27 protein-coding genes are annotated in these 25,997 nt (G+C 66.7%); 12 read left to right on the top strand and 15 right to left on the bottom strand.

Features of this window, described 5'->3' with window-relative positions:
• Window positions 1–95 precede the first annotated feature (95 nt).
• Together rpsO and LPA45_RS04730 are read right to left on the bottom strand one after the other, a co-directional pair.
• Window positions 96–365 carry a 30S ribosomal protein S15 gene (gene rpsO, locus LPA45_RS04735; RefSeq protein WP_010809136.1) on the bottom strand — a complete coding sequence of 90 codons (270 nt, stop codon included), beginning with the start codon at window positions 363–365 and terminating at the stop codon, window positions 96–98.
• A 163-nt stretch (window positions 366–528) separates the two neighbouring features.
• Window positions 529–1,797 (bottom strand): branched-chain amino acid ABC transporter substrate-binding protein, encoded by a 1,269-nt coding sequence (locus LPA45_RS04730; RefSeq protein WP_116317523.1) that lies wholly within the window; start codon window positions 1,795–1,797, stop codon window positions 529–531.
• Between the two features lie 200 nt (window positions 1,798–1,997).
• On the opposite strand from LPA45_RS04730, the gene LPA45_RS04725 reads away from it, so the two are divergent.
• Window positions 1,998–2,531 (top strand): hypothetical protein, encoded by a 534-nt coding sequence (locus LPA45_RS04725; RefSeq protein WP_116317854.1) that lies wholly within the window; start codon window positions 1,998–2,000, stop codon window positions 2,529–2,531.
• A 101-nt stretch (window positions 2,532–2,632) separates the two neighbouring features.
• On the opposite strand, the gene LPA45_RS04720 is transcribed toward LPA45_RS04725, so the two are convergent.
• The 7 genes from LPA45_RS04720 to LPA45_RS04690 all read right to left on the bottom strand — a co-directional run bounded on the left by LPA45_RS04720 (window position 2,633) and on the right by LPA45_RS04690 (window position 10,398).
• Complete coding sequence (locus LPA45_RS04720; RefSeq protein WP_116317522.1) at window positions 2,633–4,174, bottom strand: 2-isopropylmalate synthase; 1,542 nt, start codon at window positions 4,172–4,174, stop codon at window positions 2,633–2,635.
• Window positions 4,175–4,504: 330 nt separating this feature from the next.
• On the bottom strand, window positions 4,505–5,008 hold the full coding sequence (gene lysM / locus LPA45_RS04715) for a peptidoglycan-binding protein LysM (protein WP_116317521.1): 504 nt from the start codon (window positions 5,006–5,008) through the stop codon (window positions 4,505–4,507).
• Window positions 5,009–5,133: 125 nt separating this feature from the next.
• Window positions 5,134–6,048, bottom strand: coding sequence for a CDP-diacylglycerol--serine O-phosphatidyltransferase (pssA, locus tag LPA45_RS04710; protein ID WP_116317520.1), 915 nt, complete (start codon window positions 6,046–6,048; stop codon window positions 5,134–5,136).
• A gap of 42 nt (window positions 6,049–6,090) precedes the next feature.
• Window positions 6,091–6,741, bottom strand: a complete 651-nt coding sequence (locus LPA45_RS04705; protein ID WP_116317519.1) for a phosphatidylserine decarboxylase — start codon at window positions 6,739–6,741, stop codon at window positions 6,091–6,093.
• A 256-nt stretch (window positions 6,742–6,997) separates the two neighbouring features.
• Window positions 6,998–8,014: a ketol-acid reductoisomerase gene (gene ilvC / locus LPA45_RS04700; RefSeq protein WP_116317518.1), complete on the bottom strand. Its 1,017-nt coding sequence runs from the start codon at window positions 8,012–8,014 to the stop codon at window positions 6,998–7,000.
• A gap of 129 nt (window positions 8,015–8,143) precedes the next feature.
• Window positions 8,144–8,635: an acetolactate synthase small subunit gene (gene ilvN / locus LPA45_RS04695; RefSeq protein WP_012352317.1), complete on the bottom strand. Its 492-nt coding sequence runs from the start codon at window positions 8,633–8,635 to the stop codon at window positions 8,144–8,146.
• Window positions 8,635–10,398 (bottom strand): acetolactate synthase 3 catalytic subunit, encoded by a 1,764-nt coding sequence (locus tag LPA45_RS04690; protein ID WP_116317517.1) that lies wholly within the window; start codon window positions 10,396–10,398, stop codon window positions 8,635–8,637. Before LPA45_RS04690 ends, ilvN begins: the two co-directional genes overlap by 1 nt.
• Window positions 10,399–10,813: 415 nt before the next feature.
• Here LPA45_RS04690 and LPA45_RS04685 point away from each other — a divergent pair, with 415 nt between their 5' ends.
• From LPA45_RS04685 to LPA45_RS04640, 10 genes are all read left to right on the top strand, one after another.
• Window positions 10,814–11,383, top strand: coding sequence for an RNA polymerase sigma factor (locus LPA45_RS04685; protein WP_116317516.1), 570 nt, complete (start codon window positions 10,814–10,816; stop codon window positions 11,381–11,383).
• Window positions 11,380–11,811 (top strand): DUF3619 family protein, encoded by a 432-nt coding sequence (locus LPA45_RS04680; RefSeq protein WP_116317515.1) that lies wholly within the window; start codon window positions 11,380–11,382, stop codon window positions 11,809–11,811. Before LPA45_RS04685 ends, LPA45_RS04680 begins: the two co-directional genes overlap by 4 nt.
• A gap of 1 nt (window position 11,812) precedes the next feature.
• Window positions 11,813–12,610, top strand: a complete 798-nt coding sequence (locus tag LPA45_RS04675; RefSeq protein WP_116317514.1) for a DUF3106 domain-containing protein — start codon at window positions 11,813–11,815, stop codon at window positions 12,608–12,610.
• Between the two features lie 96 nt (window positions 12,611–12,706).
• Window positions 12,707–13,246 carry an RDD family protein gene (locus LPA45_RS04670; RefSeq protein WP_116317513.1) on the top strand — a complete coding sequence of 180 codons (540 nt, stop codon included), beginning with the start codon at window positions 12,707–12,709 and terminating at the stop codon, window positions 13,244–13,246.
• Entirely contained in the window at window positions 13,243–14,223 is a 981-nt protein-coding gene (locus LPA45_RS04665; protein WP_116317512.1) for an alpha/beta fold hydrolase, read from the top strand. The genes LPA45_RS04670 and LPA45_RS04665 overlap by 4 nt, the downstream gene beginning before the upstream one ends.
• A gap of 132 nt (window positions 14,224–14,355) precedes the next feature.
• A complete protein-coding gene (locus LPA45_RS04660; protein WP_116317511.1) occupies window positions 14,356–15,336 on the top strand; it encodes a UDP-2,3-diacylglucosamine diphosphatase in 981 nt (326 codons plus the stop codon).
• 57 nt (window positions 15,337–15,393) lie between these two features.
• Complete coding sequence (locus LPA45_RS04655; RefSeq protein WP_116317510.1) at window positions 15,394–16,506, top strand: glycosyltransferase family 1 protein; 1,113 nt, start codon at window positions 15,394–15,396, stop codon at window positions 16,504–16,506.
• On the top strand, window positions 16,436–16,918 hold the full coding sequence (locus LPA45_RS04650) for a diacylglycerol kinase (RefSeq protein ID WP_116317509.1): 483 nt from the start codon (window positions 16,436–16,438) through the stop codon (window positions 16,916–16,918). Before LPA45_RS04655 ends, LPA45_RS04650 begins: the two co-directional genes overlap by 71 nt.
• Before the next feature lie 108 nt (window positions 16,919–17,026).
• Window positions 17,027–17,728: a TetR/AcrR family transcriptional regulator gene (locus tag LPA45_RS04645; protein ID WP_116317508.1), complete on the top strand. Its 702-nt coding sequence runs from the start codon at window positions 17,027–17,029 to the stop codon at window positions 17,726–17,728.
• Window positions 17,725–18,309, top strand: coding sequence for a TIGR00730 family Rossman fold protein (locus LPA45_RS04640; protein WP_116317507.1), 585 nt, complete (start codon window positions 17,725–17,727; stop codon window positions 18,307–18,309). Before LPA45_RS04645 ends, LPA45_RS04640 begins: the two co-directional genes overlap by 4 nt.
• Window positions 18,310–18,333: 24 nt before the next feature.
• Here the strand turns inward: LPA45_RS04640 and LPA45_RS04635 are convergent, their stop codons facing one another.
• The 5 genes from LPA45_RS04635 to LPA45_RS04615 all read right to left on the bottom strand — a co-directional run bounded on the left by LPA45_RS04635 (window position 18,334) and on the right by LPA45_RS04615 (window position 23,994).
• The gene (locus tag LPA45_RS04635; RefSeq protein WP_116317506.1) at window positions 18,334–18,930 is read right to left on the bottom strand and encodes a DUF924 family protein; all 597 of its coding nucleotides are present in this window, start codon (window positions 18,928–18,930) and stop codon (window positions 18,334–18,336) included.
• Window positions 18,931–18,983: 53 nt separating this feature from the next.
• Window positions 18,984–19,433, bottom strand: coding sequence for a group II truncated hemoglobin (locus tag LPA45_RS04630; RefSeq protein WP_233527958.1), 450 nt, complete (start codon window positions 19,431–19,433; stop codon window positions 18,984–18,986).
• Between the two features lie 24 nt (window positions 19,434–19,457).
• Window positions 19,458–22,079 (bottom strand): ABC transporter permease, encoded by a 2,622-nt coding sequence (locus LPA45_RS04625; protein WP_116317505.1) that lies wholly within the window; start codon window positions 22,077–22,079, stop codon window positions 19,458–19,460.
• Window positions 22,080–22,170: 91 nt separating this feature from the next.
• The gene (locus LPA45_RS04620) at window positions 22,171–22,779 is read right to left on the bottom strand and encodes a DUF4126 domain-containing protein (protein WP_116317504.1); all 609 of its coding nucleotides are present in this window, start codon (window positions 22,777–22,779) and stop codon (window positions 22,171–22,173) included.
• Between the two features lie 117 nt (window positions 22,780–22,896).
• On the bottom strand, window positions 22,897–23,994 hold the full coding sequence (locus tag LPA45_RS04615; RefSeq protein ID WP_116317503.1) for a substrate-binding domain-containing protein: 1,098 nt from the start codon (window positions 23,992–23,994) through the stop codon (window positions 22,897–22,899).
• Between the two features lie 145 nt (window positions 23,995–24,139).
• On the opposite strand from LPA45_RS04615, the gene LPA45_RS04610 reads away from it, so the two are divergent.
• Window positions 24,140–24,985 carry a substrate-binding domain-containing protein gene (locus tag LPA45_RS04610; protein ID WP_116317502.1) on the top strand — a complete coding sequence of 282 codons (846 nt, stop codon included), beginning with the start codon at window positions 24,140–24,142 and terminating at the stop codon, window positions 24,983–24,985.
• Window positions 24,986–25,011: 26 nt separating this feature from the next.
• Here LPA45_RS04610 and LPA45_RS04605 read toward each other — a convergent pair whose 3' ends face one another.
• On the bottom strand, window positions 25,012–25,959 hold the full coding sequence (locus tag LPA45_RS04605; RefSeq protein ID WP_063241445.1) for a LysR substrate-binding domain-containing protein: 948 nt from the start codon (window positions 25,957–25,959) through the stop codon (window positions 25,012–25,014).
• Between the last annotated feature and the right edge of the window lie 38 nt (window positions 25,960–25,997).

The following is a 25,997-nucleotide window of genomic DNA, read 5'->3' as shown; positions in this document are numbered from 1 at the left end:
TGCCCCAGCAATGCTGAAGCAGGCATCCAGGCCTCACGCGAAACCGTGCAAACCCAGGAATCGCGCTGCCATCGTACGCAACCTCTTGCGCAAGCTTACTTGCGCAGGCCCAGCTTTTCGATCAGGGCGCGGTAGCGGTCGGCGTCGTTGGACTTGAGGTAGTCCAGCAGGCGGCGGCGGCGGCTCACCATGCGCAGCAGGCCGCGGCGGCTGTGGTGATCCTTCATGTTGGCCTTGAAGTGCGGGGTCAGTTCGTTGATGCGGGTGGTCAGCAGGGCCACTTGCACTTCGGGGCTGCCGGTGTCGTTGGCGCCACGGGCGAACTGCTTGATGACTTCGGACTTGTTGATATCGGCGACTGCCATGATGATTTCCTTTCACTTGCGAACGCTACAGCGCGGGATGCGCCGCTTGCGTCGTGTCACGGGGATTGCCGCGATACGGCGCGAGGCCGATCGACGACAGCCGCACATTATAGCCGAAAAGGGCCGCAGGGAGAACCGCGGCGCCTTCGCGGCGCTCCTGCGCTCAGGGGCGCTCCATCCGGCACGTGGTCGGCAACGTGGTTTGCGCCGTCTTCAGCTTGCGCACCGTGCGGAAGCCGTAGCCCGAGCCCTCGTTGTCGAACCGCACCGCACCGCCCTGCTTTTCCATCACCGAAACATAGAGCGGCTGCAGTACCTGGTGGTCCTCGGCGCGGATGGTGGCCTCGTGGAAGTCGTTGACGTACCGCATGTTCTCCAGCGCCCGCGCCACCTTCACCGCGTCGGTTGAGCCCGCCTTCTCGATCGCGCGTGCCAGCATTTCCACCATCATCTGCATGCGCAGATGCACGTAATCATCCTTCGGCTCCGGGTAACGCGCGCGGAACTGCTGGTAAAACGCGTCCGAGGCAGCGCCGCCCACGTTCGGGTGCCATTCGGCCACGGCCAGCACACGGCCGACGCCGGCATCACCCATTGCCGCGGGCGCGCCCAGGCCATTGCCGTAGAAGGTGTAGAACTTGGCCTGCAACCCACCCTCGCGCGCAGCCTTGACCATCAGCGTCAGGTCGTTGCCCCAGTTGCCAGTGATGACGGCGTCCGCGCCACTCGCCTTGATCTTGGCGATATAGGGGGCAAAATCCTTGATCTTGCCGATCGGATGGAACTCGTCGCCAACGATCTGGACGTCGGGGCGACGCGCGGCCAGCATCTCGCGTGCCGAACGCGCCACCTGGTGGCCGAAGCTGTAGTCCTGGTCGATCAGGTAGACCTTGCGCACGGACTGGTCCTGCCGGATCACCTCTGTCAGCGCCTGCATGCGCATGTCGGCGCTGGCGTCGAAGCGGAAATGCCAGAAGCTGCAGTTCTCGTTGGTCAGGCTAGGATCGACCGCCGAATAGTTCAGGAACAGCACGCGCGCATCGGGCTGGCGCGCATTGTGGCGGTTGATGGCCGAGATCAGTGCCCCGGCCACGGCCGAACTGTTGCCCTGCAGGACGAACGGAATACGCCGGTCAGTCAGGGCGCGCAACTGGATCAGGCTTTCGTCGACGTTGCCCTTGCTGTCGAACGTCACCAGCTCGAAGGGCCGCGCGCCGTCGGCAGTCTTGACGCCGCCGCGGGCATTGACGCGCTCGATCGCCAGGCGCAGGTTGCGCGCCACTGCCTCGCCCGCGTTGGCAAACGGGCCGGAAAGGCCGTCGATCATCCCCAGCCGGATCGGCTCCTGAGCGGACGCACCTGCCGACGCACCCGCCGCCACCACCAGCAACACGCCGCCCAGCCAACTCCGCCACCGCGCCATACCCTGCATAGTCTCTCCCGGAAAGCGGTGGATGGTACGGCAGCACGCCGGTCGGGCGCAAATGACGGCCGCCTGCGCAGCATTCGCCGGGATTTGGCGCGGATCCCGTCACATTGGGCGAAGTAGCGGCAGAAAGCAGCGCCAAGGGCACCCAAGGGCAGGCGCGGGACTACACTTTCGATATCAACAAAGCATTGACCGAGGCCGTCATGAACCCTGCAATCGCCGGCAGCGCCCGCCGGCTCTCCCTGGCGCTTGCTGCCGCCCTGCTCTGCGCGTGCAGCACACTGATGCCGGTCCAGGAAGGCACCAAGCTGGTCGGCCAGCCCAAGGCGGCGGTCCAGGCGATGTTCGGGCCGCCCACCGATATCTACAACCTGCCCGACGGCACTTCGCGCTGGATCTATTCCCAGCAGCCAATGGGCCAGTACGCCTATGGCGCCGAGTTCGACCGCAACGGCAACCTGACCAGCTTCCGCAACATGCTGTCGACGCTGGAGCTGTACAAGGCGCAGGTCGGCACCTGGACCCGCGAGGACGTCGCCGAGCATTTCGGCGTGACCCGCCTGCCGGTCGAGTATTTTCCGCGGATGCGCAATGAGGTCTGGTCCTACCGCTTCCGCCATGAAGACGTATGGCCGTCGCTGTTCCACTTCTATTTCGACGATGCCGGCGTGCTGCGCCGCACGCAGATCACGCCCGACCCGCTCTACGACCCCGATGAAAGATTCCGCCGATGGTAGACGCTCAGGAAAAAGCCCGCCATCCCCGGGTCGGGAATGGCGGGCTTGGTCCGTACGCTCAGGCCGGGTAAGCCGTCCGCCGTCTAACGCAGAAGCCTTGGTCAGATCTGCGGATTGATCTTTTGCACGGCCTTGTCGTGCAGCTTGTTCAGCGCGGCCAGGTAGGCCTTGGCCGAAGCGGCGACGATATCCGGGTCGGTACCCACGCCGTTGACGATGCGGCCGGCCTTGGACAGGCGCACGGTCACTTCGCCCTGGGCCTCGGTACCGCCGGTGATCGCGTTCACCGAATACAGCACCATCTCGGCGCCGCTGGACACGCGCGACTCGATCGCATGCAGCGTGGCATCCACCGGGCCGTTGCCCTCGCCTTCGCCACTCTGCTCCTTGCCATCCATGCTGAACACCACGCGCGCATGCGGGCGCTCGCCCGTCTCGGAGCGCTGCGACAGCGAGATGAAGCGGAAGTGCTCGTTGGCGTCGTGCTGGGCCTCGTTCGAGACGATCGCCATGATGTCTTCATCAAAGATCTCGGCCTTCTGGTCGGCCAGCTCCTTGAAGCGCGTGAAGGCGGCGTTGACTTCGCTCTCGCTGTCCAGCTCGATGCCGAGTTCCTGCAGGCGCTGCTTGAAGGCGTTGCGGCCCGACAGCTTGCCCAGCACGATCTTGTTGGCGGACCAGCCCACGTCCTCCGCTCGCATGATCTCGTAGGTGTCGCGCGCCTTGAGCACGCCATCCTGGTGGATGCCCGACGCATGCGCGAAGGCATTGGCGCCGACCACGGCCTTGTTCGGCTGCACCACGAAACCGGTGATCTGCGACACCAGCTTGGAGGCCGGCACGATCTGCGTGGTATCCACGCCGACGTCCATGTCGAAGTAGTCGCGACGGGTCTTCACCGCCATCACTACCTCTTCCAGGCTGGTATTGCCGGCGCGTTCGCCAAGGCCGTTGATGGTGCACTCGACCTGGCGCGCACCGCCCAGCTTGACCGCTGCCAGCGAGTTGGCCACGGCCATGCCGAGGTCGTTATGGCAGTGCACCGACCAGATCGCCTTGTCCGAGTTGGGGATGCGCTCGCGCACCGAGCGGATCAGCTCAGCGTAGCCCTCGGGCACGGCATAGCCCACGGTGTCCGGCAGGTTGATGGTGGTCGCGCCCTCGGCGATCACGCCTTCGAGCACGCGGCACAGGAAGTCCATGTCCGAGCGGCTGCCGTCTTCGGGCGAGAACTCGATATCGTCGGTGAACTGGCGCGCAAAGCGCACCGCCAGGCGCGCCTGCTCGTACACCTGGTCAGGCGTCATGCGCAGCTTCTTCTCCATGTGCAGCGCGGACGTCGCGATAAAGGTGTGGATGCGGAACGAATTCGCAGGCTTGAGCGCCTCGGCAGCGCGGGCGATGTCCTTGTCGTTGGCGCGGGCCAGCGAGCAGATGGTCGAGTCCTTGACCACCTGGGCGATCGAGCGGATCGCTTCGAAGTCACCGTTGGAGCTGGCCGCAAAGCCGGCCTCGATCACATCGACCCTCAGGCGTTCCAGCTGGCGCGCGATGCGGATCTTTTCCTCGCGGGTCATGGAAGCGCCGGGCGACTGCTCGCCGTCACGCAAGGTGGTGTCGAAAATGATGAGTTTGTCAGACATTTTGTGGAGCTCCTGTGTAGCTTTCTGGTGTGCTGTCCCCGGCATGCTGTGTCCGGGGCTTACCGCCTGTTCCGCGCTCCACGGCTGTGGAATGCAAAACGCCCCGGCGTGCACAAGCAGGCCGGGGCGTTGGTGTTCCTTACGGATTCCGTGCTAAGGGTTGCGTTGTCCTCAGCGCGCGCGCGTCCCGACCTGATGGCCTAGTAGGCCACCTAGGGTGGTGCGGGCGATTAGGACTTGGCGCGAAATCATGGGACCGACTATAGCCGGTTTGGCGCGCCCGTGCAATACAGGGTTTTTGCCGAACGCGCCTTCGCGTTGCCGCGGGCATCAGCCCTTGGGCGGGATGCGCAGCTTCTGGCCCGGGTAGATCTTGTCGGGATGCGACAGCATCGGCTTGTTGGCCTCGAAGATCTTGTTGTACTCGGCGCCGTTGCCGTAGGCGGCCTGAGCGATTGCCCACAGCGTGTCGCCCTTCACCACGGTATGCCACTGCGATTCGGACGACTCGACGTTGACCGACATCTTGTCCTCAACCTTGTCCACCCCTTCGACGTTGCCTGCGCACAGGATGATCTTCTCGCGCGTGGCCTGGTCGGGCGCCACGCCGAACACCGTCACCAGCCCCTGCGAGCCATCCACCTGCACCATCAGCCCGGTGGCATCCAGTCCCATCTTCTTGATGTATGCCTCGATCGCATCGCCCGCGGCACGGTTGGCGGCATCTACCTTTTCGGCCGATGCATCTGCCGCCGCGGCCTGCTGCGCCGCCTTGGCCTCGCCGGTGCCGAACAGCTTTTCCCCCGCTTCCTTGATGAAGTCGAACATGCCCATGACATCCTCCTGACGGTAAGTGGAAAACACTGCAGAGTGCCACGGCCAGTGGCCGCGGCGTAAAAACAATTGTGAAACCGGGAAAGCACGAAGGGCGCCGTAGCGCCCTTCCCTGCCCGCAACACTCAATCGTTGCCGCCGTTTCCGCCATTGCCGCTTTCGCGCACCTTGCGGATTCCGCCGGGCTGCCCATGGATGGCACGCCAGCCCCACAGCACGTAACCCGAGATCGCGTAGGCAACGAACAGCCCGAACAGCGCCACCGGCGGATCGGTCGACACCACCACGAACAGCACCAGGACCAGCACCATCATGCCGAACGGCACGCGGTAACGCACGTCCAGCGCCTTGCCGCTGTAGAACGGCGCGTTGGACACCATCGACAGCCCCGCGTACAGCGTGATGCCGAACGCCACCCACGGCATCCACAGCTCCTTGACCGGCAGCTTGTTGTCGATCACCAGCCAGACAAAGCCCGCCACCAGCGCTGCGGCGGCCGGGCTGGGCAGGCCCTGGAAGAAACGCTTGTCGACCACGCCGATATTGGCGTTGAAGCGTGCCAGCCGCAGCGCCGCGCAGGTGCAGTAGACAAAGGCCGCGATCCAGCCCCACTTGCCGAGGTCATGCAGGATCCATTCGTACATCACCAGCGCCGGCGCGACGCCGAACGAGGTCATGTCCGACAGCGAGTCATACTGCTCGCCGAACGCGCTCTGCGTATTGGTGATGCGCGCCACGCGGCCGTCCATGCCATCGAGCACCATGGCCGCGAAGATCGCGATGGCGGCCACGTCGAAGCGCATGTTCATCGCCTGCACGATGGCGAAGAAGCCGGCGAACAGCGCCGCGGTGGTGAACGCGTTGGGCAGCAGGTAGATGCCGCGGCGGCGCGGCCGCTGGCGCTCGTAGGCGATGTCGTGGTCGTCCGCGGCATCGTCGTCATAGTCCTCGGCACCGCGCAACTGGTTATGGCGGAACGGGCGCAGATGCGTCACGTTGCCGCTGCTGACCCGCTTGTTACGTCGATTGAAGGCAACCATCGCAGTCCTCCTGTCGTCCTGTGGTCCTGGTCAGGCCTTCGCTCACTTCACGTCGAGTTCGGCGAGGATGGTCGACGACGCCGACACCTTCTCGCCAATGGTCACGCGCGGACGCGCGTCGAGCGGCAGGTAGACATCGACGCGGGAGCCAAAGCGGATAAAGCCGTAGCGCTGGCCTCGCGAGAGCTTGTCGCCCACCTTGGTGTAGCACAGGATACGTCGCGCCACCAGGCCGGCCACCTGCACCAGCGTGACCACCTGGCCGTCGGTTGCACGGCGGATGATCACGGCATTGCGCTCGTTCTCGGTCGAGGCCTTGTCCAGGTCGGCGTTGACGAACTTGCCCGGGAAATATTCGACCTTTTCAACCGCGCCATCGACCGACACGCGGTTCGAGTGCACGTTGAAGACGTTCATGAAGACGCTGATCTTCAGCGCCTCGCGGTTAGCGTACGGATCCATGGCCTTTTCGACCACGACGATGCGGCCGTCGGCCGGTGCCAGCACCGCGTTGGGCGCCGACGGGATCGGGCGCGGCGGATCGCGGAAGAACTGCAGCACGAACACCGTGATGATCCACAGCGGCAGCGCCCACCAGAAGCCCGCGCTGGCGTGCACCAGCAGTGAAATGACAAAGGCGCCGGCCAGGAACGGCCAGCCTTCACGGGCGATCAGCGGATGAGGATAGTTCATGCAGTACGAGTTTCGGTGGAGTCAAAACCAGGGCGGAGGCGGTGCGGCGGCGGCGATATCCGCTGCAGCGGCGCTTGCCGGCCCATGTTGCGGAGCAGCATCAGGCGCACGCCTTGCCCGAAAAAGTTCGACAAGGATAACAAAAAGCCGTTCAGGTCCCGGCAATCCCCTTCCGATGATAGAAGGGCATGGCACGGAACGCTGAACGGCTTCGGCCCGCCGCCGTGCGGCGCGGGCCATCAGGCAGCGCTACAGATCAGTTCTTCGACTGGTCGACCATCTTGTTCTTGGCGATCCACGGCATCATCGCGCGCAGCTTCTCACCCACCACTTCGATCTCGTGCTCGGCGTTCAGGCGGCGGCGCGAGATCAGGGTCGGGGCGCCGGCCTTGTTCTCCAGCAGGAAGCTCTTGGCGTACTCGCCGGTCTGGATGTCGGTCAGGCACTGCTTCATCGCCTTCTTGGTCTCTTCGGTCACCACGCGCGGACCAGTGACGTATTCACCATATTCCGCGTTGTTGGAGATCGAGTAGTTCATGTTGGCGATGCCGCCTTCGTAGATCAGGTCGACAATCAGCTTCAGTTCGTGCAGGCACTCGAAGTAGGCCATTTCCGGCGCGTAGCCGGCTTCCACCAGGGTCTCGAAGCCAGCCTTGATCAGCTCGACGGTACCGCCGCACAGCACGGCCTGCTCGCCGAACAGGTCGGTTTCGGTCTCTTCGCGGAAGTTGGTCTCGATGATGCCGGCACGGCCGCCGCCGTTGGCGGTGGCGTACGACAGGGCGATGTCACGGGCGGCGCCGGACTTGTTCTGGTGCACGGCGATCAGGTGCGGCACGCCGCCACCTTGCGTGTACGTGGCGCGCACGGTGTGGCCCGGGGCCTTCGGCGCGATCATGATCACGTCCAGGTCGGCACGCGGGATCACGGCACCGTAGTGCACGTTGAAGCCGTGGGCGAAGGCCAGCGCGGCGCCTTCCTTGATGTTGTCGTGCACTTCGTTCTTGTACACGTCGGCGATCTGCTCGTCCGGCAGCAGGATCATGACCACGTCGGCACCCTTGACGGCCTCGGCCACTTCCTTGACTTGCAGGCCGGCGTTGGCGGCCTTGTTCCACGACGCGCCGCTCTTGCGCAGGCCGACCGTCACGTTGACGCCCGAATCCTTCAGGTTCAGCGCGTGGGCGTGGCCCTGCGAGCCATAACCGATGATGGTGACGTTCTTGCCCTTGATCAGCGAGAGGTCGGCGTCCTTGTCGTAAAACACTTTCATGATAAATCCTTCAATCTCTGTCTTTTATATGAGGGGGGCGGCATCCTCGTGTGCATTGTGTGCGCACGGATCGCGCCGCCCGGGGATACTGCTTGAACCTGTGCGACTGGCTGTGCGAGCGGCGTTGGATCAGACCTTCAGGATGCGCTCGCCGCGGCCAATGCCCGAGCCGCCGGTACGGACGGTCTCCAGGATGGCGGTGCGGTCGATCGCGTCCAGGAACGCATCGAGCTTGACGCCGTTGCCGGTCAGCTCGATGGTGTAGGTCTTCTCGGTGACATCGATGATGCGGCCGCGGAAGATGTCGGCGGTGCGCTTCATTTCTTCGCGCTCCTTGCCGACCGCGCGCACCTTGACGAGCATGAGCTCGCGCTCGATGTGCGCGCCTTCGGTCAGGTCGACCACCTTGACCACTTCGACCAGGCGGTTCAGGTGCTTGGTGATCTGCTCGATCACGTCATCCGAGCCGGTGGTGACGATGGTCATGCGCGACAGCGAGGAATCCTCCGTCGGCGCCACAGTCAGCGTCTCGATGTTGTAGCCGCGGGCCGAGAACAGGCCCACCACGCGCGACAGCGCACCGGCTTCGTTTTCCAGCAGGACCGAAATGATGTGTCGCATTACAGGTCCTCCGCGCCGAGCAGCATTTCGGAAATGCCCTTGCCCGCCTGGACCATCGGCCAGACGTTTTCGGTGGGATCGGTCTGGAAGTCCAGGAACACGGTACGGTCCTTCAGGCGGAACGCCTCGCGCAGCGCCGGCTCGACGTCGGACGTCTTCTCGACGCGCATGCCGATATGCCCGTAGGCCTCGGCCAGCTTGACGAAGTCGGGCAGCGCGTCCATGTAGGAGTGCGAGTAGCGGTTGTCGTACTCGATCTCCTGCCACTGGCGCACCATGCCGAGGTAGCCGTTGTTGAGCGAGCAGATCTTCACCGGGGTGTCGTACTGCAGGCAGGTCGACAGTTCCTGGATGCACATCTGGATCGAGCCTTCACCGGTGATGGTGACGACTTCCTTCTCCGGGAATGCCTTCTTGATGCCCATCGCGTACGGCAGCCCCACGCCCATCGTGCCCAGGCCACCCGAGTTGATCCAGCGGCGCGGCTCGTTGAACTTGTAGAACTGCGCGGCCCACATCTGGTGCTGGCCGACATCGGAGCAGATGAAGGCATCGCCGTGGGTCAGTTCCCAGATCTTTTCCACCACGTACTGCGGCTTGATGATCTCGGAGCTGCGGTCGTACTTCAGGCAGTCGACCGAGCGCCATTGCTCGATCTGCTCCCACCACTTGGCCAGGGCCTCGCGCTTGGGCTTGACGTCGCTGGCCTTGAGCTGGGCGATCAGTTCCTGCAGCACGTCCTTGACGTTGCCGACGATGGGGATGTCCACCTTGACGCGCTTCGAGATCGACGACGGGTCGATATCGATATGGATAATCTTGCGCGCCTGCGAGGTGAAGTGCGACGGGTTGCCGATCACGCGGTCGTCGAAGCGGGCGCCGATGGCGATCAGCACGTCGCAGTTCTGCATGGCCATGTTGGCTTCATACGTGCCGTGCATGCCGAGCATGCCGACGAACTGCTTGCTGGTGCCGGGGAACGCGCCCAGGCCCATCAGCGTGTTGGTCACCGGGTGGCCGGTCATCGCGGCCAGCTGGCGCAACTCGTCGCTGGCATTGGCCAGCACCACGCCGCCGCCGGAGTAGATGTACGGGCGCTCGGCGCCCTGCAGCAGCGCCACCGCCTTGCGGATCTGGCCCGAGTGTCCCTTGTTCACCGGGTTGTACGAGCGCATGTCGATCGACTTGGGGTACTCGTACTTGCAGGAATTGCGGGAAACATCCTTGGGAATGTCCACCACCACCGGGCCCGGACGGCCGGTCGAGGCGATGAAGAACGCCTTCTTGATGGTCGCGGCGAGGTCGCGCACGTCCTTCACCAGGAAGTTGTGCTTGACGATCGGGCGGGTGATGCCGACGGTGTCGCACTCCTGGAAGGCGTCCTGGCCAATGGCGTGGGTCGGCACGTTGCCGGTGATCACTACCATCGGGATCGAGTCGAGGTACGCGGTGGCAATGCCGGTGACAGCATTGGTCACGCCGGGACCAGAGGTCACCAGGGCGACACCCACCTTGCCCGTTGCGCGTGCGTAGCCGTCTGCGGCATGAACCGCGGCCTGCTCGTGGCGCACCAGGATGTGCTCGAACTTGGTTTGCTTGTGGAGCTCGTCGTAGATATACAGCACTGCGCCGCCGGGATAGCCCCAGACGTACTCGACGCCTTCTTCGGCAAGTGCGTGAACGAGAATTTCCGCCCCGATCATTTCGGGTGCGGCAGATGAATTGCTGTCTGCGTGGGAGAATTCCGCGCTGGGCATGTTCATTTCAGTCCTTTGCAATTTTCGGCAAAAAATTGTTTGGATGCTCTCTGCCGAACTTGTGGCTCGGGTTCAAGCGGTGCGCGTCTGCATGGAAGACCGCCTCATAAGCGGCCGGATGAGACAACCACTGATGTCGTGTGAACCTTCGATGATACTGCAATGCACCAGCGCGGTCTATGGTTGTTTCACCCCGCGCCGCTCAGGGTTTTACCGGGCCGCTGGCTGCTTTAGCAGGCGCTTTAGCAGTCAGCCAATGTATTTCCCTCAATACAAAATGGTACATCCGCGGGTTTTTTTGCTAGCATCGCAGCACCTTGCGTGTGCCACGGGTCGTACGCAGCACATTCGCAAGGACCGGGCAATCGATCGACGCAACAGGCTCCACAGCAAGCCGCACACCAAGCCGCACTCCGCCTGAATGGCCACCGACCAGGAACTGACCGATTTTCTTGCCAGCGTCGAACGCCGCGCCTTCAAGCAGGCCGTGTTCGCGGTCCGCGACGACGAGGCGGCGCTGGATATCGTGCAGGACGCCATGATCAAGCTGGCCGAGAAATATGGCGACAAAGGTGCCGGCGAACTCCCGCCGCTGTTCCAGCGCATCCTGCAGAACACCATCCACGACTGGTTCCGCCGCCAGAAGGTGCGCAACACGTGGGTGACGCTGTTTTCCAGCCTGCGCGACGACCGCGACGGGGGCGACGACAACGACTTGCTGGAAACGCTGGAGGCGCAGGCCGGCTCGGCATCGGCGGAAAGCAGTGCCGACCAGGTCGAACGCGCTCAGGTGATGCACATCATCGAGCAGGAGATCCAGCGCCTGCCGGCGCGTCAACGCGAGGCATTCCTGATGCGTTACTGGGAAGATATGGACGTTGCCGAAACCGCAGCCGTGATGGGTTGCTCCGAGGGCAGCGTCAAGACGCACTGTTCCCGTGCCACGCATACTCTGGCGCAAGCCCTGCGCGCACGGGGGGTTCGACTATGAGCATAAACGAGAGAGATATCCGCGAACGCCGGTTCACCCATGAGATCCGCACGGCACTGGATGCCAGTGCGGAGGCATTGCCGGCCGACATCACCGAACGGCTCGCCGCCGCGCGCCGGATTGCGCTCGCGCGCAAGAAGGCTGAAGCAACCGTGCCGGTGCCGCAATTCGCCATGCCGGGACCGCATGTCCCGATATTCGATGACGAGACCTCGCCGCTGCACCGCGCTGGTGCCTGGCTGCGCCGCCTGGGCCTGATCTGGACGCTGGTGGCGCTGGCCGCCGGCCTGATGGGTATCTACCACTGGCAGCAACAGAAGCGCGTGGAAGAACTGGCCGATGTCGATGCGGCCATGCTGCTCGACGACCTGCCGCCCACGGCCTACGCCGACGAGGGCTTCCACGTCTTCCTGAAACGCGGGCAATAGCATGGCGCCTGCACTGTCCCGCCCCGACGCCCTGCGCCGCCGGCTGGCCGCGCTGCTGCTGGCCATGTCCGGCGCCGCCACTGGCTGGTGCCTGCTGCCGGCCGCCGCGCACGCGCAAGCCGCCTCCGGCGCCAGCGCGGCAGCAAGCGCACGCCCTGCGTGGTCCGAGCTGAGCCCGGTCAACCAGCGCATCCTGGCGCCGCTGCAGCCACTCTGGGACACCCTGCCCGAACTGAATCGCCGCAAGTGGCTGCGCATTGCCGAGCGCTACCCGAAGTTCTCGCCGGCGGAACAGGCCCGGCTGCAGACGCGCATGGACGAATGGGTCAAGATGACGCCGCAGCAGCGGCGGCTGGCGCGCGAGAACTACCAGATCACCCGCGCGCTGCCGGCCGAGAAAAAGGCCGAGGCGTGGGACAAGTACCAGGCCCTCCCGGAAGAGCAGAAGAAGAAGCTGGCCGCCGCCGAGCGCGTGCCCAGCCGGCCCGGTGCCGTCAGCGCGCTGCCGAGCACCAAGCGCCTGCCGGGCAGCACCAGCCACGCGGTCCGGCACGAGCCCAAAGCCGGTGGCGCCGGTGGCGCCGCCGGCAAGCCGGCCAGCGAAGTCCAGGCCGCGTCGGCAGCAGTAGCGCCGGCCACGGCGGCAGCGTCATCCGCGCCGGCCGCAGTGTCCGCCACCGTGCCCACACCCGCGACGACACCCGCAGCCACGCCACCGGCGGCCACCAGCACTGCCCCGGCCGCTCCGGAACCTGCCACCGAGGCCGCGGCGGCCTCCGAAGGCACGGCGCGCCAGTAGTCGCCTGTTGGACGGGTGGCCGCCATGCCCTTTGGCATAATGGCTGTCTTGCTCGCGTTGCGTTTCGCTTGCTTGCGCCGCCCTCTTTCGCCTGACATGCCCGCTGCCACCACCCTCGACCCAAAGCCCGCCGCAGCTCCCGCACCGGTGGCCCCGCCTCTGCGCCGCCGCTTTGCCTGCATGCTGTACGAAGGCGTCCTGCTGTTCGGCGTGCTGAGCGCTTCTACTGCCCTCTTCCTGCTGCTGCGGCCGCTGCTGCAGCGTCTCGGCCTGGACGGTCCGCTGACGATCCAGCTATGGAGCTTCGTGGTGATGGGCCTGTATTTCACCTGGTTCTGGCAGCGCAACGGCCAGACCCTGGCCATGCAGACCTGGCGCATCCGTGTCGAGAACGCCGCCGGCGTGCCACCGCGCTGGCCGCAGGCAGCGCTGCGCTACGTGCTGGCGTGGCTGTGGCTGCCGCCGTCGGCGGCGGTCGGGCATCTGCTGGGACTGGTCAAGGGCCCGTTCGTCGGCGTGCTGTGCGCCGGCCTGCTGATCTGGATCCTGCTGGCCTGGCTCGACCCGCGCCGCCAGTTCCTGCACGACCGCCTCGCCGGTACACGGCTCGCGGATTTGCGCACGCCCAAGGCATGACGCTCAACGCCGCCGGCATCCGCCGCCTGGCGGTGACCGCGCAGGCGGCCGCGGCGCTGGGCACCGGCGCCGCGCTGGTACGGCTGGCGGGATGGCCGTGGCCGGGCGCGATCGCCGCCGGCGTGGCGGTGATCCTCGGCGCCTTCGCAGCCAGCATCGCCATCGCCTTTGCCTTTACCGAGCGCGGACTATGGGTGGCGGCGGGCCAGCGCCCGCCCGCACCGCCACAGGAACTGGTCGCGACGCGCCGTCCCTTGCGCGTGCCTGAAGCGTTGCGGTGCTACCTGAACGAGATCCGCGCCGTGCTGCGCATGTTCGACTGGCTGCAGCCGTTCCGCGCCCGCGCCCCCTTTGCCCCGCCCGCTGACGCCCTGCCCGGCCGCGACGCACCGCCGGTGCTGCTGGTCCACGGGTACGCCTGCGGGCAGGCGATCTGGCTCGACCTGCAGCCGGCGCTGGCGGCGGCAGGCTACCGCTGCGAAGGCATCGACCTGCTGCCGGTCTTCGGCGATATCGACGACTACTCCCACGCGCTGCTCGCCGCGATGCGGCGCATGGCCGCGGCATACGGCCGGGCGCCGCTGCTGGTGTGCCACAGCATGGGCGGACTGGTGGCGCGCGCGGCGCTGCAGCTGGCTGGCGACGAGGACGCCTGCGCCGGCATCGTGACCCTCGGCACTCCGCACCATGGCAGCGCGCTGGCGCGCTTCGGCGGCGGGCATAACGCCAGGCAGATGCGCTGCGGCAGCCCCTGGCTGCGCGCGCTTGCCGGCGCGGAAAGCCCGCGCCTGCGCGCGCGCATGGTCTCGGTGTTCAGCTGGCACGACTCGATCGCCGGGCCGCCCTGCACCGGCTGGCTCGACGGCGCGGGACATATCGCGCTGTCAGGCATCGGCCATGTCTCGCTGCTGCGGCATCCGGCGGCGATCCAGGCGGTGCTGGATGCACTGCAGGAGCTGTCGGCACGCGGACGCTAGCCGACACCGACGGCATCGCTGCTGTCCCGCCTACGCCACGGTTTCCCACGCTTCACAAGTCAGTCATGTTTCCGTCACGGCGCCGTCATCGCGCGCTGGCTGAATGCAGCCATCGCCGCTACCGGGACTGCCATGGTGCAAGCACTCCGATCCGCCCGCGGATACCTGTCGAAGGCCGCGCAACTGAAGCAACGGCTGCGCCGCGGTGCCGACACCGGCTGGGAAGCCGCGCCGCTCACCGCCTTCCTGCCGCCAGGCCTTGACGGCGCCGCACTCGCGCCGCTGCGCGAGCAGCCGGACACCTATCCGCCGGAGCCGCACCCGGTCCACCGTTACCGCGCCATCTGGCTGTCCGACATCCACCTGGGCACGCCTGGCTGCCAGGCCACCTACCTGCTCGACTTCCTCAAGCACAACGAATCCGACCAGCTCTACCTGGTCGGCGACATCATCGACGGCTGGCAGCTGCGCCGCGGCTGGTACTGGCCGCAAAGCCACAACGATGTGGTGCAGAAGCTGCTGCGCAAGGCGCGCAAGGGCACCGAGGTGATCTACGTGCCCGGCAACCACGACGAAGCCGCGCGCCAGTTCGACGGCATGGCGTTCGGCGACATCACCGTGCGCGAAGAGGCGGTGCATGTCACCGCCACCGGACGCCGGCTGTGGGTGGTGCACGGCGACCTGTTCGACGGCGTGGTGCAGCACGCGCGCTGGCTCGCCTACCTGGGCGATTCGCTGTACACGATGATCCTGGCGCTGAACCGGCACTTCAACCGGCTACGTGCGCGACTGGGCTTCCCGTACTGGTCGCTGTCGCAGTTCCTGAAGCACCAGGTCAAGAACGCGGTCAACTACATCAGCGCCTTCGAGACCGCGATGGTCGACGAAGCGCGCCGGCGCGGCTGCGACGGCGTGGTCTGCGGCCACATCCACAAGGCCGAGATCCGCGAGGTCAACGGCCAGCTCTACTGCAATGACGGCGACTGGGTCGAGAGCCTGTCGGCGCTGGTCGAGACCATGGAAGGCGAACTGAAGATCGTCTACTGGACCACACTGCTGGATCCGCCCGAACCGGCCACGCGCCGCCGGCGCCGTGCCGCGGTGGCGGGCTGATCCTGCCCCGGCAACCCTGATTCCGCCTTGCCCTGCCAACGCCCCCGAGGAGGCTGCATGAAGATCCTGATCGTCACCGATGCCTGGGAACCGCAAGTCAACGGCGTGGTGCGCACGCTCAAATCCACGCGCCGCGAGCTGGAGGCACTGGGCCACACGGTCGACATGATCACGCCGCTGGAATTCCGCACGGTGCCGTGCCCGACCTACCCCGAGATCCGGCTGTCGCTGCTGCCGTCGGCGCGGGTGCGGCGGCGCATCGAAGCGTTCGGCCCCGATGCCCTGCATATCGCCACCGAAGGCCCGCTGGGCCTGGCCGCGCGGCGCCATGCGCTGCGCCGGCGACTGCCCTTCACCACGGCCTACCACACGCGATTTCCGGAGTACGTGCAGGCGCGCTTCGGGATCCCGCTGGCCTGGACCTACCGCTTCCTGCGCTGGTTCCACGGCCCGGCGCAGTCGGTGATGGCGCCGACGCCGGTGGTGCTAGACGACCTGCACCAGCACGGCATCGACCATGGCGTGCTGTGGACGCGCGGCGTCGACCTGGACGTGTTCACGCCACAGCGCGCCAACGTGCTCAACACGGCGCACCCGATCTTCCTGTACGTGGGCCGCGTGGCGGTGGAGAAGAACGTCGAGGCCTTCCTGGCGCTGGACCTGCCCGGCTCCAAGTGGGTGGTCGGCGACGGCCCCGCACTGCCCTCGCTGCGTACGCGCTATCCCGGCGCCAACTACCTGGGCGTGCTGAGCCAGCCGGAACTGGCCCGGGTGTATGCTTCGGCTGATGTCTTCGTGTTCCCGAGCCGCACCGACACCTTCGGGCTGGTGCTGCTGGAAGCGCTGGCCAGCGGCCTGCCGGTGGCGGCGTACCCGGTCACCGGCCCGATCGACGTGCTGGGCGACAGCCCCGCGGGCGTGATGCACGAAGACCTGCGCGAAGCCTGCCTGGAAGCGCTGCGCATCGACCGCGCCACGGCCCGAGGCCATGCCGAGAGGTTTTCATGGCGCGCCGCCTCCGAGCAGTTCCTGGCCCACTTGCGGCCGTTCGCCGCCGGCAAGCCGGTCGGCGCAGCGGCCCAACCCGCATCGCAAACCCATGCCGAAACCCCATCCGGAACTGCCGTCCGACCCGCCCCTGCAGAGGCCGCCGGCAGCCCAGAGCGCTGACTACACGATCGAGCAGAACCCCCACAAAGGCAACCGCGGCCTGGCACGCGCCTGGCGTGCCGCGATCAACTCGCTGTCCGGCCTGCGCTACGCGGTGCTGGAGGAAAGCGCGTTCCGCCAGGAACTGACGCTGGTGGCGATCCTGGCGCCATGCGCCTTCCTGCTGCCGGTGGGGGTGGTCGAACGCATCCTGCTGCTCGGCACGCTCCTGGTCGTGCTGATCGTGGAACTGCTCAACTCCAGCGTCGAGGCGGCAATCGACCGGATCTCGCTGGAACGCCACAGCCTGTCCAAGCGCGCCAAGGATTTCGGCAGCGCAGCGGTGTTGCTGGCGCTGGTGCTGTGCGGGGGCACCTGGCTTGCCATTGCCGGGCCCCACGTGGTGCACTGGGCACGGGCACTGGCCGGCTGACCTCCGGGGCGGGGAACCAGCCAGGGCCCGCCGGGCCTTGGGCCGGGCCGATTGCTTATAATCGCTACCCTGCCACGATTCACCGATCGACCCATCGCCCGGACGCCCATGGAACCGAAACCGCAAACCGGCCCCCGCCGTACCAGGGACCGCATCCTCGACGTCTCGCTGCGCCTGTTCAACGAAGTCGGCGAACCGAACGTCACCACCACGACGATCGCGGAAGCGATGGAGATCAGCCCCGGCAATCTCTACTACCACTTCCGCAACAAGGACGACATCATCAACTCCATCTTCGTGCGCTTCGAGCAGGAGATGGAGCGCCGGCTGAAGATGCCGGACGACCACAAGGCGACCCTGGACGAGAGCTGGGGCTACCTGCAGTACATGTCCGAGTTCCTGTGGAACTACCGCTTCCTGTATCGCGACATCAACGACCTGCTGGCGCGCAACCGGATGCTGGAGACCAACTTCAAGCGCATCGTCGAGCAGAAGCAGCGCTTCGCGCACGAGATCTGCCGGCAGTTCCTGGAAGACGGCGAGATGGAAGCCACGCCCGAGCAGGTCGAGGCGATCTGCACCAACATGGTGGTCATCGCCACCTACTGGCTGTCGTTCCAGTTCGTGCAGCATCCGCGCCAGTACAACGATCCCGAGCAGATCCGCGGCTACCTGCACGGCTCCAGCTACCACATCTTCTCGATCCTCGCGCCCTACCTGCGCGGCCGCGCGCGCGAGGCCTTCGACCAGCTGGCCCGCGATTACGCGGCATCCAGGGCAGCCACCGAGGCGGCAAAGGAAAAGAAGTGAAATCTGTCTGTGTCTATTGCGGCTCCAGCCCCGGCAACCGCCCCGAATATGCCGAGGGCGCGCGCCTGCTCGGCCGCACGCTGGCCGAGCGCGGCCTGGCGCTGGTCTATGGCGGCGGCAAGGTCGGCCTGATGGGCACCGTGGCCGACGCGGTGCTGGAACACGGCGGCACCGTCATCGGCATCATCCCGGACGCGCTGATGCAGAAGGAAGTTGGCCACCGCGGCCTGACCGAGCTGCACGTGGTGCGCAACATGCACGAGCGCAAGCAGATGATGGCCGACCGCTCCGATGCCTTCATCGCCATGCCCGGCGGCGTAGGCACCTTCGAAGAGCTGTTCGAGACCTTCACCTGGCTGCAGCTGGGCTACCACGACAAGCCGGTGGGCCTGCTCAACGTCAGCGGCTTCTATGACGGCATGCTGGGTTTCCTCAACCATGCCGTGCAGGAAGGTTTCCTGAAGCAGGTGCATGCCGACCTGCTGCATGTGGCCGACCTGCCTGGCACGCTGCTCGACCAGCTGGCCGCCGCGCCGCGCGTGCGCGTGGACAAGTGGCAGCAGGCCCGCGACAAGACCTGATGCCCGGCGCGGCGCCTGCCGCGCCTAGAACGACGAGCCCGGCTGCTGCAGGAACGCCTGTTCCCCGGCCGTGCTCGGCCTGCCCAGCACCGCATTGCGGTGCGGGAAGCGGCCAAAGCGCACGATGATCTCGCGGTGCTTGTCGGCCCACTCCACCACATCCACCTTGCCGCCACTGGACTCGCGCAGCTGCGTCATCAGCCGCACCGCCTCGTCCTGGTCCTCCAGCGCTTCCGAATGCTCGAATGGCATGTAGCAGAACATGCGGTGGTAGTCCGTCGGCAGCGCCCGGTCCATGCCGGTGGCGACGATGCGCCTGGCCAGCGCCAGCGCCTGCGCATCGGTGCCGAAGCTGCGCGGGTCGTTGCGGAAGATGTTGCGCGGGAACTGGTCCAGCAGCACCACGCGCGCGCAGGCGCCTGCGGGCGTGACCGACCAGTCGTCCGCCGCGCCCTCGCTGGCAACCTGCCAGTCAGACAGGAAGTGCGTGCGGATCTGGGCATCGAAGTCATCCGACTTGATGAACCATGCGGGGCGCGAGGTATTCCAGGCCGCTGAACCAGGCTGGTCGAACCAGAAATCGAGCACGCGGCAGGCACCTTCAGGCAGTTGCACGGACATAAGCGGAGATTCTTTCGCGATGAAAAGGGGAAGGTAGGCGCTTCAGCGTGGCTTCAGCGCGCGACGTTGCGCATCCAGTCGGCGGTCTGGAAGAACGCCTGCATCAGGCGCAGCTGCAGGTCCTCGGGCAGGCCGACGTCCTGCATCGCCAATGCCATGCAGCGCATCCACTGGTCGCGCTCGCTGACGCCGATCTCGAACGGCATGTGGCGCGCGCGCAGGCGCGGATGGCCGAAACGCTCGATAAAGTGGTTGGGGCCGCCCAGCCAGCCGCACAGGAACCAGAACAGCTTGTCGCGCGAGCCTTCCAGCGAAGGCGGATGGATCGCGCGCAGCCCGGCAAACTGGGTTTCCAGGTCCATCAGGTCGTAGAAGCGGTCGACCAGCTCGCGCACGCGCGCCTCGCCGCCGACCAGGTCGAACGCCGTCACTTCGGTCTGCCCTTCAGGGGTGCTGCCGGCGCTGCCGGCGCTGTCGGATTTTTGATTGGATTCAGTACTCATCACACACTCGGGGCGCGGTGCCGCTCAGGCGTCACGCAAGGTCGCCAGCGCCGGCTGGCGCAGCACTTCGCGCAGGCCCAGCCAGCCGCCGGCAAAAGCGCACAGCATGCCAGAAACCACGCCGACCGGCACGATCCACACATTGAAGCGGTACGGGAAGTCGAACACGAACTGCGACAGCCCCCACCCTACCGCGATCGCGCCCAGGCTCGCCAGGAAGCCAGCCAGGCCGCCCACGACCAAAAATTCAGCGTATTGGGTCTGCCGCACCAGTGCCGCCGACGCCCCCAGCGCCTTGAGCAGGCCGGCGTCGCGCATGCGCTCGTCGCGCGCCCCGGACAGCGCCGCGTACAGCACCGTGACCCCGGCGGCGAGCGTGAAGACAAACAGGAACTCCACCGCCGCGATCACCTGGTCCAGGATGTCCTGGATCTGGCGCAGGATCATGTCGGTGTTGACCACCGTGATGTTGGGGAAGGCCGCGATCAGCCGGTTGCCCAGCGCCGTGCTGGCAGCCGGCAGGTGGAACGAGGTGATGTAGGTCTCGGGCATGCCCTGCATCGCCGACGGCGGCAGGATCACGAAGAAGTTGACCCGCATCGAGCCCCAGTCGAGCTTGCGCAGCGAGGTCACGCGTGCCTGCACCGCCTGGCCGGCCACGTCGAAGCGCAGCGTGTCGCCGAGGTGGATTCCCAGCGTCTTGGCAATGCCCTCCTCCACCGAGGCGCCCGCGTCGGTGCCGGCGCTGCCGTCGGACCACCGCCCGGCGATCACGCGGTTGCCCTCCGGCAGCACATCGGTATAGGACAGGTTGAATTCGCGCTCGACCAGGTTGCGCGCGCGACCTTCCTCGAAGCTGCCGGCCTGGATCGCACGCTCGCCGATATGGGTCAGGCGCCCGCGCACCATCGGATAAAGCAGGTCTTTGATGCCCGCGCCGGCTAGCATCATGCGCAGCGGCTCGCGCTGGTCGGGCTGGATATTGATGATGAAGCGGTTGGGCGCATCGGCCGGCGTGGCGCTGCGCCACGAATCGACCAGGTCGTTGCGGGTCATGCCGAGCAGCAGCAGTGCCATCAGCCCCACCGCCAGCGCCACGGTCTGCAGCACGGTGACGCCGCGGCGGCGCTCCAGCACCGCCAGGGCAAAGCGCCAGCCCATCGACGCGGCGCCGCGCAGGCGGCCGCGCAGCACGCGCGACAGCAGCGTCAGCAGGCCCAGCGCCAGCACGCCGAACACCACGCCGGCGGCGACAAAGCCGCCGGCCGTGGTCAACCCGAGCCGCAGGTCGCGCGCCGCCACCAGCAGCAGCGCGACAAAGGCGCCCAGGCCCAGCGCATACGCGACCCACGCCGACACCGGCGGCGGCCCGATATCACGCCGCAGCACCCGCAGCGGCGCCACGCGCGTCAGCGCCAGCAGCGGCGGCAGCGCAAACCCGGCCAGCAGCACCAGCCCGGCCAGCACGCCCACCAGCGCCGGCAACGCCGAAGGCTGCGGCAGCGACACCTTGAGCAGCCCGCCCAGCGACAGCAGCAGCCCGTAGTGCGCCACGTAGCCGATCAGCACGCCGGCCAGCGCACCGCCCGCGCCGATCAGCAGGAATTCCAGCCCGAACGCGCGCAGGATCTGTCCGCGCGACAGCCCCAGGCATTTGTAGACCGCGCAGGCGTCGGTATGGCGCTGCATGTAGCGGCGCGCCGACATCGCGATCGCCACCGCCGCGATCATCGATGACAGCACCGCCACCAGCGACAAAAAGCGCTCGGCCCGGTCGAGCGTGGCACGCATCTGCGGCTGGCCGGATTCGAGCGACTCGATCCGGGTGTTGCGCAGCTTGCGGCGGCCAATCTCATCCCGGGCCCACTTCTGGTACGCGGCGCCGGCCGCATCCGTACCGGCCACCAGCAGCCGGTAGGTCACGCGGCTGCCCCAGCCGATCAGGCCGGTGGCTTCCAGGTCCGACAGCGGCATCAGCACGCGCGGCGCGAAGTTCATGAAGCCCGTGCCGCGGTCCATCTCCTGCGTGATGATGCGGTCGATGCGGAAGGTGCGGCTGCCGAGCTGCAGCGCATCGCCCACGCCGACGCCGAGCGCGCCCATCAGCGCTTCGTCGACCCATACCGTGCCCGGCGCGGGGATGCCTTCGGCGGGCGCATCCGGCGTGCCCGGCGTGTTGGTCACCCTGAGCCTGCCGCGCAGCGGATAGCCGTCGGTCACGGCCTTGAGCGCGGCCAGCTGGCTGGGCGCCTCGGCGCCGGCGGCGCGCGGCTTGCCGCTGGCCGTGGCCATGCTCGGGAAGGTTACCGTCTGCGCGACCGCCAGCCCCTGTTCCCTGGCGCGCTGCGCGAAGGCGGCGTCGAAGGGATGGTCCGAGACCAGCAGCACGTCCGCGGCGATCATCTGCCGCGCATCGCGCTCCAGCCCCAGCCGCATGCGGTCAGCCATGAAGCCGACGCTGGACAGCGCCGCCACCGCCAGCACCAGCGCGAACAGCAGCAGGTAAAGCTCGCCGGCGAGCCAGTCGCGGCGCGCCATGCGCAGCGCCTGGCGCCACGCGGAAAACCTGCCAGCTTGCGCATTGAGCGCGCCGGCAGCGGGACTGGCGTTGGTGGTCGGGGCGTCGATGGCGGACTCGGGGGGCATCGGTGGTTCGGTTCTTGCGTGGCGCCGGTGCGCCTCGGGTCAGTCGGAAAGCCGGAAACAAGGAATACGGATCCGGCGTGGACGGCAAAAGCTAGGGCGGTCCCGGCCGCCCCGACCGCGCGCTGCCGCCGCGCAGGCCGGCATGCAGCCGGCGCACGCCGCGCCACAGCTTGGGCAGCAGCCAGATGGCGGCCACCAGGAACAGTACCAGCACCACCAGGAACACCACCGGCAGGAAAAACGCCAGCATCAGGCTGCCGGTTGCGGTCAGGTCCTCGGTGAATGAGGCTGCCCAGTTGGAAAACGGTTCCGGCGAAACGTTGATCAGCGCCCGCGTGCCAGCCTTGGCCGCATGCGCGGTGCCGGCCAGCGTGCCGCCAATCAGGCCGGCCGCCACCACCCACTGCGGGTCGAGCTGGCCAAATGCGGCAGCCGCCAGGATCGCACCGGCGGGGATGCGCACGAAGGTATGGATGCCGTCCCAGACCGTATCGAAGCCCGGCACCTTGTCGGCAACGAACTCGGCCACGGCCAGCACCGCGGCGATGCCGATCACCCACCACGATTCCAGCGGCTGCAGCCCGGGCGGCAGCTCCAGCCAGCCCAGGCGTGCCATCACGCCGGCGGCGAGCACGGCGAGGTAAAGGCGAAAACCGCTGGCCCAGGACATGCCCGCGGCCAGCGCGGCGGTTTCCAGCATGGTGCTCCTTGCAAGGCCGGGCGCGCGCGGGGCACGCCCTGGCAAGGAGTGTAATACGACCGGGGCGGACGGGCAGCGCGGCCCGTCATGCCAACGGCAGGCCGCCCGGCCCGCCGCTCAGTTGCCTTCCTTGCCGTCCGGCCCGAACCAGGGCAGCGCCTCCTGCGGCGTCAGCACCCCGGCCGGCTCCGCCATGGCGTATCCCGGCAGCGCTTCAATGCGTCTGGCAAACGCCGGATCGGCCAGCAGGGCCATCAGCGCCGCCAGCCAGCCGGCGGTCTGGTCGTTCTTGCGCAACGCCAGGTAATAGGCCTCGCGCGTCAGCGGCACGAAGGCCAGGCCGAGGCTTTCCGCGTTCATGCGCAGCCCGAAGCCGACCTGGGCACGGCCGCCATGCACCGCCTCGCCCACTTTCTCGTTGCTGAACTCGGTATCCTCGTAGCCGGCGATCTGGTCCGGATACAGGCCCTGCGCCGCCAGCAGCTGGTCGAACAGCATGCGCGTGCCCGAGCTGCGCTGGCGGTTGATGAAGCGCGCCTGGGTGCGCACCAGGTCGCGCAGGTCGCGGATCTCGCGCGCCACTTCCGGCGCCACAATCAGCCCCTGCTCGCGCCACGCCAGCCGCAGCAGCCGTACCGACGCCGGCCGCAGCCATTTGCGCAAGGTCACATGCGCCACCGACCCCGCCGTCTGTACCGGCGAGACGTAGAAGCCCGCCAGCTCCGACTGCCGCTCCTGCAGGCAGACCAGCCCTTCCACGCTGCCGCAGAACACGGTATCGAGCTTCAACGGTGTAGTCGCCTCCCCCAGCGCTGCGGCCAGCAGTTCCACCGCCGGATCATGGCTGCCGGTGAAATGCACGCTGGATTGTGGCTGCTGCGCATCGTCCAGCTCGGCGATGAACTCCGCCATGGCCTTCTGCACCACCGGCTCGACCGACTCGCGCAAGCGCAGCTCGGCACGCAGCAGCCGCTCTCCAAAGCGCGTCAGCGAGGCGCCGCGGCCGCGCTCCATGTCGAGCATGGTGCGCCCCAGCATCTCTTCCCACGTTCGCATCACGCCCCAGGCATGGCGGTACGACAAGCCGATCTCGCGCGCGGCGCGGTGCAGCGAGCCAGTCTCGCGCACCGCCTTGAGCAGCTGGAACACCTTGTCGTTGGCGCGCGGATTGTCGTCGGGCGCGATGACGGGGAACAAGTCAAAGCGAAAGCTCATATGTTCTCCGTCTCATATTTACTTGGGAAATCTTGCTGGACCACAATGAACACCCCCATGTTTCTTTGTCTTTCGTTGCATTCTCCCTGAGAGCTATAGCGAAAGGCAATTATGTCCGTTAGAACATAACTAAAGGGATCCCAGCATGCAGCCGCGCTACACCTCCAGCCCGCTCCGCCATCTGCGCCGTGCCACCGCCGTCGCCTGCCTGGTCATGATGTCGGCCGCGCATGCCGGGCAACTGAAACTCGCCACCACCACCAGCACCGAGAACTCCGGCCTGTTGAAATACCTGCTGCCCCGCTTCGAGCAGAAGTCCGGCGTCAGCGTCAAGGTGATCGCCGTCGGCTCCGGCAAGGCGATGAAAATGGGCGAGATGGGCGATGTCGACGTGCTGCTGGTCCACGCCCGCAAGATGGAAGACGAATTCGTCGCCGCCGGCTACGGCGTCAACCGGCGCGACGTGATGTACAACGACTTCATCGTGGTCGGCCCGGCCAGCGACCCTGCCGGCGTCAAGGGCGGCAAGGACGTGCTGGCAGGCTTCCGCAAGCTCTCCGGCAGCGGCAGCAAATTCATCTCGCGCGGCGACAACTCCGGCACCGACGTGATGGAAAAGGATTACTGGAAAGAGATCGGCATCGAGCCCAAGGGCAAGCCGTGGTACGTCAGCGCGGGGCTGGGCATGGGCGAGGTCTTGACCATGGCCGCGCAGATGCCGGGCTACACGCTGTCAGACCGCGCCACCTACGGCGCCTACCGCGCCAAGACGGGGCTGGCCATTGCCATCGAGGGCGACCCGAAGATGTTCAATCCGTACGGGATCATCGCGGTCAATCCGGCCAGGCACTCGGGCACCAACTATGCGGATGCGATGAAGCTGGTGGAGTGGATCACGTCGAAGGAAGGGCAGGAGGCGATCGCCGGGTACAAGGTGGAGGGGGAACAGCTGTTCTTCCCGAGCTACAAGGCGCAGACCGCGCAGAAATAAGGCGCCGGGGGGGACCACACCCCGCCTCACCCCGCCTCCGCCTCCAGCCGCGGCAATTGCGGCAGGTCCGCTGCCACCTCTGCGATCATCCGCCGGATCCACATGATGTCCGGCGCCGCATGGCAGCGCTCGTGCCACAGCTGGTAGAAGCGCATGCGCGGGAACGACACCGGCGACGGCACCATCCGGATCGGCAGGTATTGCGCATAGTGCGCCGCGAACTGGCGGCCGGTGGTGAAGACCATGTCGGTCTTCATCAGCACATACGGCACCAGCCCGAAATACGGCAGCGTCACCTGGATATTGCGCTTGTAGCCCTGCTCGGCCAGCGCCTGGTCGATCATGCTGCGCTGCATCGATGCATATGGCGCAGGCGCCAGGTGCGGCATTTCCAGATAGTGCTTCAGCGTCAGCCCCTTGCGTGCCAGCGGATGCTGGGCGCCCAGCATGCAGACCACTTCATCGTCGAACAGCGGCGAAATATGCAGGTGCTCCGGCGGCGACAGCCAGTTGCCGACCACGATATCCAGCTGCCCCTGCTCCAGGTCGTCAAGGAAGTCCGACGACGACGTCATCGGATGCACGAACAGCTTGGCGCCCGGCGCCAGCCGGCGCACGCGCTCGACGATATTGGGCAGGAAGAACGCGTCCAGGTAGTCCGGCGCGCCCAGGTGGAAGGTACGCGTGGTGGTGGCCGGGTCGAACTGCTGCGGCGGGCGGGCGATGCGGTCCATCGCCGCCAGGCTTTGCTCGGCCAGCGCGAGCAGTTCGCGGCCGCGCTCGGTCGGCACCATGCCGTTTTTGCCCCGCACCAAAATGGCGTCGCCGGTGATCTCGCGCAGGCGCTTCAGCGTGTTGCTGATGGCGGGCTGCGACTGGCCAAGGCGCACGGCGGTACGGGTCACGCTCTGCTCGGTCAGCAGGGTGTGCAGCACCCGCAGCAAATAAGTATCGAGATGGTCGCGTCCGTGCATGGCGATGGGCAGCCCTCCGGCGGGGGCCAGATGGGTGG

Source organism: Cupriavidus sp. Agwp_2, assembly GCF_040784895.1.
In the GTDB taxonomy this organism is placed as follows: Bacteria; Pseudomonadota; Gammaproteobacteria; order Burkholderiales; family Burkholderiaceae; genus Cupriavidus.
This window is presented reverse-complemented; position numbering and strand designations above follow the sequence as displayed.

Excerpts from the sequence above, each read along its gene's own strand:
- rpsO (WP_010809136.1), bottom strand. The coding sequence starts at position 365 with ATGGCAGTCGCCGATATCAACAAGTCCGAAGTCATCAAGCAGTTCGCC.
- LPA45_RS04730 (WP_116317523.1), bottom strand. The coding sequence starts at position 1,797 with ATGCAGGGTATGGCGCGGTGGCGGAGTTGGCTGGGCGGCGTGTTGCTG.
- LPA45_RS04725 (WP_116317854.1), top strand. The coding sequence starts at position 1,998 with ATGAACCCTGCAATCGCCGGCAGCGCCCGCCGGCTCTCCCTGGCGCTT.
- LPA45_RS04720 (WP_116317522.1), bottom strand. The coding sequence starts at position 4,174 with ATGTCTGACAAACTCATCATTTTCGACACCACCTTGCGTGACGGCGAG.
- lysM (WP_116317521.1), bottom strand. The coding sequence starts at position 5,008 with ATGGGCATGTTCGACTTCATCAAGGAAGCGGGGGAAAAGCTGTTCGGC.
- pssA (WP_116317520.1), bottom strand. The coding sequence starts at position 6,048 with ATGGTTGCCTTCAATCGACGTAACAAGCGGGTCAGCAGCGGCAACGTG.
- LPA45_RS04705 (WP_116317519.1), bottom strand. The coding sequence starts at position 6,741 with ATGAACTATCCTCATCCGCTGATCGCCCGTGAAGGCTGGCCGTTCCTG.
- ilvC (WP_116317518.1), bottom strand. The coding sequence starts at position 8,014 with ATGAAAGTGTTTTACGACAAGGACGCCGACCTCTCGCTGATCAAGGGC.
- ilvN (WP_012352317.1), bottom strand. The coding sequence starts at position 8,635 with ATGCGACACATCATTTCGGTCCTGCTGGAAAACGAAGCCGGTGCGCTG.
- LPA45_RS04690 (WP_116317517.1), bottom strand. The coding sequence starts at position 10,398 with ATGAACATGCCCAGCGCGGAATTCTCCCACGCAGACAGCAATTCATCT.
- LPA45_RS04685 (WP_116317516.1), top strand. The coding sequence starts at position 10,814 with ATGGCCACCGACCAGGAACTGACCGATTTTCTTGCCAGCGTCGAACGC.
- LPA45_RS04680 (WP_116317515.1), top strand. The coding sequence starts at position 11,380 with ATGAGCATAAACGAGAGAGATATCCGCGAACGCCGGTTCACCCATGAG.
- LPA45_RS04675 (WP_116317514.1), top strand. The coding sequence starts at position 11,813 with ATGGCGCCTGCACTGTCCCGCCCCGACGCCCTGCGCCGCCGGCTGGCC.
- LPA45_RS04670 (WP_116317513.1), top strand. The coding sequence starts at position 12,707 with ATGCCCGCTGCCACCACCCTCGACCCAAAGCCCGCCGCAGCTCCCGCA.
- LPA45_RS04665 (WP_116317512.1), top strand. The coding sequence starts at position 13,243 with ATGACGCTCAACGCCGCCGGCATCCGCCGCCTGGCGGTGACCGCGCAG.
- LPA45_RS04660 (WP_116317511.1), top strand. The coding sequence starts at position 14,356 with ATGGTGCAAGCACTCCGATCCGCCCGCGGATACCTGTCGAAGGCCGCG.
- LPA45_RS04655 (WP_116317510.1), top strand. The coding sequence starts at position 15,394 with ATGAAGATCCTGATCGTCACCGATGCCTGGGAACCGCAAGTCAACGGC.
- LPA45_RS04650 (WP_116317509.1), top strand. The coding sequence starts at position 16,436 with ATGCCGAAACCCCATCCGGAACTGCCGTCCGACCCGCCCCTGCAGAGG.
- LPA45_RS04645 (WP_116317508.1), top strand. The coding sequence starts at position 17,027 with ATGGAACCGAAACCGCAAACCGGCCCCCGCCGTACCAGGGACCGCATC.
- LPA45_RS04635 (WP_116317506.1), bottom strand. The coding sequence starts at position 18,930 with ATGTCCGTGCAACTGCCTGAAGGTGCCTGCCGCGTGCTCGATTTCTGG.
- LPA45_RS04630 (WP_233527958.1), bottom strand. The coding sequence starts at position 19,433 with ATGAGTACTGAATCCAATCAAAAATCCGACAGCGCCGGCAGCGCCGGC.
- LPA45_RS04625 (WP_116317505.1), bottom strand. The coding sequence starts at position 22,079 with ATGCCCCCCGAGTCCGCCATCGACGCCCCGACCACCAACGCCAGTCCC.
- LPA45_RS04620 (WP_116317504.1), bottom strand. The coding sequence starts at position 22,779 with ATGCTGGAAACCGCCGCGCTGGCCGCGGGCATGTCCTGGGCCAGCGGT.
- LPA45_RS04615 (WP_116317503.1), bottom strand. The coding sequence starts at position 23,994 with ATGAGCTTTCGCTTTGACTTGTTCCCCGTCATCGCGCCCGACGACAAT.
- LPA45_RS04610 (WP_116317502.1), top strand. The coding sequence starts at position 24,140 with ATGCAGCCGCGCTACACCTCCAGCCCGCTCCGCCATCTGCGCCGTGCC.
- LPA45_RS04605 (WP_063241445.1), bottom strand. The coding sequence starts at position 25,959 with ATGCACGGACGCGACCATCTCGATACTTATTTGCTGCGGGTGCTGCAC.